The sequence below is a fragment of the Candidatus Paceibacterota bacterium genome, assembly GCA_041666915.1.
Lineage (GTDB): Bacteria > Patescibacteriota > Minisyncoccia > Phycocordibacterales > PALSA-1337 > C7867-002.
Genome location: JBAYFZ010000013.1, coordinates 1 through 5,099 on the forward strand (window position 1 = coordinate 1; position 5,099 = coordinate 5,099).

A 5,099-nucleotide genomic window follows, 5' to 3' on the forward strand; every position below is an offset into this window, starting at 1 on the left:
AGACATTTCGGAACGACGCTGGATTGCGAGTTTTATAACTACGAATAGCGTCGTGAGAATAGGCAGCCCTGCGAGGCGTTCCCTAATACGAGCAGGGCTGACCGTGTCGAGATAAACATGAACCTGAAGTTTTTTGTTTCCCGATAAGGGCATTTACAAATCTTCGTTTGTGGATATAATAGCCCAATATGTTAAAACAACGCGCTAAAGCAGTAATGCTAGTAATAGTTGCTACAGTCATCGGTTATTTCGTTTATACATCTAATACCCCTACCAGTTCACATCCTTTTCGTTTAGGTTTGGATCTTTCTGGAGGAAGTCACCTAGTCTTCAGTGCAGATGTTTCAAAGTTGGATCCGGCGGATATAAAGAGTTCAATGTCAGCTTTACGTGATGATGTTGAAAAAAGAGTTAATACTTTTGGGGTTAGTGAACCTTTGGTTCAGACAGAAGAAGGTGCATCTCTCAGTTCAAAAGAAAGTGCTTACAAGCTCATTGTTGAATTACCAGGTGTAACCGATCCTGATAAAGCGGCTGCTGCTATCGGTGCCACACCAAGGTTGGAATTCCGTGTAGCTACTGCTGGGGACATCAAAGATTTTCAGGCCAAAGTTTCTTCATTTACTTCTACAACTACACAGGAAGATGCTTATGTAGCAATATTCAAGCCAACTGGCTTGAATGGCACAATGGTTGGACGTGCTTCTCTAGCTTTTGACCAGACTACAAATGCCCCTCAAGTTGGTCTTACTTTCAATTCAGACGGACGTAAACTTTTTAGTGAAATTACAAAGAGTCATGTCGGTGATTATGTTGGTATTTTCTTGGATGATCGTCTGATTCAAGCGCCAGTTGTTCGTGAAGAGATTCCAAATGGTCAAGCTGTTATCAGTGGAGGTTTTGATCTTCTTGAAGCACAGACTCTTATTCGTAATTTGAATTTCGGAGCTTTGCCAGTACCTATAACTCTCATCTCAACACAGACTATCGGTCCATCACTTGGACAAGCTGCAGTTAACGGAGGTGTTAAGGCTGGTTTTATTTCATTCTTGATTATTGCTCTATTTCTCATCATTTGGTATCGCTTGCCAGGTCTTGTAGCTGTTGTTGCTCTAGGTGTTTATACCGCGCTTATGTTGATGTTGTTTAAACTTATTCCTGTAACTCTCACGGCTGCTGGTATTGCTGGATTTATCATAACTATCGGTATGGCCGTAGATGCCAATATTCTTATTTTTGAAAGAATGAAAGAAGAGTTGGCTCGTGGTCGTGGTATTTGGGATGCTATGCATGAAGGTTTTGCCCGTGCTTGGCTCTCTATTCGAGATTCAAACATTTCTAGTATTATTACCGGTTTAATTCTATTCAAATTCGGTAGTACTTCAGTCATTACAGGATTTGCATTGGTATTCGTCGTTGGAGTTTGTGTTAGTATGTTCACCGCTATTACAGCTTCCAGAATATTCCTCTATGCCGTAGCACCATCAAAGACTACGAGATTGTCAGCCTTTCTTATTAGTAATGGTTTCAAAAAATAATATGTGGGTAATAAATAACAGAAAAATATTTTACGGAATTTCTTTGGTACTCATTGTTATCTCGTTTGTTTCGCTTGCTCTTTGGGGTTTGAAACCAGGTATTGATTTTACTGGAGGTACTTTGATTGAAATTGATTATCCAGCTGGCCGTCCAGATCAAGCTCTGGTTACAAGCGCTATTTCTTCAATAGATGAAGCAGTCTCTGTTCGTCCATTTGGTGCAAATGCTTATATTGTTCGCATGAAGCCTATAGATTTGAAAGAGAAAGCAGTAGTTATGAGTGCTTTGTCTTTGAATACGGAAGCTAGTACTACAGATCAAGCAGTATTGAAAACTTTTGACTCTATTGGTCCAGTACTAGGTGCAGAGGCTTTGCGTAAAGCTTTGGTTTCAATCGTCCTTGTTATTCTAGGTATCGTCCTCTTTATTACTTTTGCTTTCCGTAAAGTCTCAGAGCCAGTTTCTTCTTGGAAATATGGTCTGACGGCCATCATTGCTCTTGTTCACGATGTCATCATTCCTACAGGACTCTTCTCAATTTTGGGACACTTCTATGGTTATGAAGTTGATACTTTGTTCGTCACTGCACTTCTAGTTATTCTAGGTTTCTCGGTCCATGATACTATCGTTGTCTTTGATCGTGTTCGTGAAAATCTGCGTTTATCTTCATCAAATAAACCTTTCAATGAAGTTGTTGGTCAAAGTATCAGTCAGACGATAGTCCGATCAATCAATACTTCCATGACGACACTTATTGCGCTCATCGTCTTGTATTTTGTCGGAGGATCTTCAACCGAGCATTTCTCTCTAGCTCTTATTGTAGGTATTGCTGCTGGAACATATTCTTCTATTTTCATCGGTTCAGCATTGTTGGTTACTATTGAAAAGTGGGGAAGGAAGGGTAAATAGGATTAAATTATGGAAAAAAGGTTAATAGAAAAGGAACCAGATGTTCCGAATCTAACTAAAGAAGAAATAGATACAATTTCCAAAGCCTGTTTTAGGGCGGATGATACACTTGAACCGGCTGACCTCATTTTTGTTTTTGGTAGTAGTCACTATGTTCAAGAATTGTCGGAGACAGTCTGTGGTTTATTAGAAAAGAAATTGGCAAATAAGGTTTTCGTTACAGGAGGAATACCTAAGTACACAGATAGTAAGAAAATAGATAAGCCCGAAAGTCTTTTGATACTTGATCATATAAAAACGGATAAATATAGGGACGTTTTGTTTTACAATGAAACGGTTTCAAGAAATACACTAGAGAATGTCACTGAAGCTTTGAAAGTATTAGATTTCTCTAAGTTTAATAAAATTATTTATGTTTTTAAAGCGCATGCTTCTGGCAGAGGATATTTGACTTTGAAGAGGTTTTTACCAAATACAAAGCTTATGCAAAAGACATTTAATGTTACATATCATGACGGTGCTGAAGAAATCACAAAAGATAATTGGTACAAGACTGATTTTGGCAGGAGAAGGGTGTATGGTGAATATTTAAGAATTCAGACTATTCCGGGATATAGTAAGTTGGTCCATTAATATTTTTTACTTTTAAAAAAGTGACGAAAAATCCGTCACTTTTTTGTTACTTAGGAAATCGTGGACGAGGTGGTGGCGGAAACGGAGGAGTTATTTTTGTAATAAACAAATAAGAAAGATGCTCGGCTTATCCGATAGGTAAATATGAATATACCCCCTCCCCCCTAGGGGGGAGGGGGTGGCCAAGTATCTTTACTCGTTGTTCGTTGTAATAAAAAATTACAGGGTTGGGCCCTGTAATTGTGTTTCTAGATTCTTAACCCCTAGTTTCTTAGGAATTTTCTTTAAGATAGTTTTCCAAAAAAGCTCGTGCTTCTCGGAATGCTTTACCACGATGAGAGATTGAATTTTCTTGTTCGACGGTCATTTCTGCCCAAGATAAATCCGTACCTTCTGGGACGAATAGGGAACTGTAGGGCATTTTTGGTTGAGGTGTCACTCTGGGAGATTCTAGTATATGTCCCTGAATTCTTCCTTCAAAACAATAATCATCACCGTTAGGTAATATTACAGCGACGACCGTTACAAATGTCGCTGATCGATCCTCTGCATTTTCAAGTCGTTTGAGGCAGTATCTCATAGTTTCTTCGGAAGGAATTGAGTCTCCAGCCCAACGAGCTGATCTGATACCAGGTTCACCGTTGAGAACGTCAATGAATAATCCGGTATCGTCAGCTATTGTCCAGACATCAGAATTTGCATGTTCGTAAGCAAATCGAGCTTTTTTCAAAGCATTTTCTTCAAGAGTTTTACCATCTTCAATAGGTTCTCCTTCAATGCCAGATTCTGTAAGAGTCTGAATCGTAAAAGGTGATCCTTTAAATAAGGCTTTTATTTGTTCTGCTTTGCTTGGACTTCTTGTAGCAAGTACTATTATATTTTTCATAAGTTTCTTAAAAGAGTTTATATCTTAAAGGTCTTGAAATCAACTAGCAGATAAGCATATTAACACCATATATACGATGTTAGAGAAATTAATAGAAAAACCAGTTAATACCAATAATCCAATAGGTTTCAACCGAAACTAGGTAATCGTGGTCTTATGATTTACAGCCCCTTGACTTTATTTTTCTGGCCTGTAATATAGCTATCACGCCCTGAAAAGGGCCGCGTCCTTTGAAAATCAAATAATGAGAATGTATTTATTATTTTTTGTCCCTCTAACTCGGGACAGAGAATATTATAGGTTTCGTTTTGCTCTTAGCGGGGCAGACGAATTCAGTAGCCCCTTAGCTCTATATGTTCGAGCTTTGGTGGCGATGCAAGTTAACGAATATTAACAATGATTACGAGAGTTCAAAATTCATGAACTCAATGAGTAGGGATCAGCGAAAATAATTTAGATTGTTAGCACTTTCTATTTTGTTCCGTTCGCTTATAGTTAAGAGTTTGATCCTAGCTCAGGATGAACGCTGGCGGCGTGGATAAGGCATGCAAGTCACGGGGGCCGCAAGGCAACCGGCAGACGAGGTAGTAATAAATAGGTACGTACCATAGAGCCGGGCATAGCTATCCGAAAGGATAGGTAATTCCCGATAGTCCCAACGCAAATTTTGGTGAGAAACAAAAATACATTGACGATGGATAATAAAAAAATCGCCCTACTTTTTACAGCAGGACGATGTAGAACAAGTCTTTTCCTTAGGGTTCTAATGACACTTTTGACGGTTGCTTACGGGAAGCTGCTGAACAAAGTGCCAACAACAGAATGATGCTAAGAGCCAAAAGACCTAAACCTGCGAATGCGATAAAGGTCATATGATCCTTTCTTCTGGTTTAGTATATTATATGTCATCCTAATTTAAAGTCAATGTCAAGTGTGTGAATAAAAAAGTTTTTCTTCAAAATTTGTGTTGGGTAAAGGAGCAATCCGCTTTTTGAACGGCCTGTTCGGTATCAGCTAGTTGGTGAGGTAAAAGCTCACCAAGGCTATGACGCCTAGGGGACCTGAGAGGGTGACCCCCACCGATGGGACTGAGACACGGCCCATACACCTACGGGTGGCTGCAGTCGAGAAT

4 protein-coding genes and 1 rRNA gene are annotated in these 5,099 nt (G+C 39.3%); 4 read left to right on the forward strand and 1 reads right to left on the reverse strand.

Going from position 1 to position 5,099, the window contains the following annotated elements; genetic code table 11:
• Positions 1-188 precede the first annotated feature (188 nt).
• The 3 genes from secD to WCS89_04695 are packed head-to-tail and all read left to right on the forward strand — an operon-like array spanning position 189 to position 3,081.
• Complete coding sequence (gene secD / locus WCS89_04685; GenBank protein MFA6554767.1) at positions 189-1,538, forward strand: protein translocase subunit SecD; 1,350 nt, start codon at positions 189-191, stop codon at positions 1,536-1,538.
• Entirely contained in the window at positions 1,522-2,448 is a 927-nt protein-coding gene (gene secF, locus WCS89_04690) for a protein translocase subunit SecF (GenBank protein MFA6554768.1), read from the forward strand. Before secD ends, secF begins: the two co-directional genes overlap by 17 nt.
• 9 nt (positions 2,449-2,457) lie before the next feature.
• Entirely contained in the window at positions 2,458-3,081 is a 624-nt protein-coding gene (locus WCS89_04695) for a hypothetical protein (protein MFA6554769.1), read from the forward strand.
• Positions 3,082-3,352: 271 nt separating this feature from the next.
• On the opposite strand, the gene WCS89_04700 is transcribed toward WCS89_04695, so the two are convergent.
• Complete coding sequence (locus WCS89_04700; protein MFA6554770.1) at positions 3,353-3,967, reverse strand: non-canonical purine NTP pyrophosphatase; 615 nt, start codon at positions 3,965-3,967, stop codon at positions 3,353-3,355.
• Between the two features lie 491 nt (positions 3,968-4,458).
• Between WCS89_04700 and WCS89_04705 the strand changes: the two genes are divergently transcribed.
• Positions 4,459-5,099: ribosomal RNA gene (locus tag WCS89_04705) — 16S ribosomal RNA — on the forward strand; the annotation flags it as partial.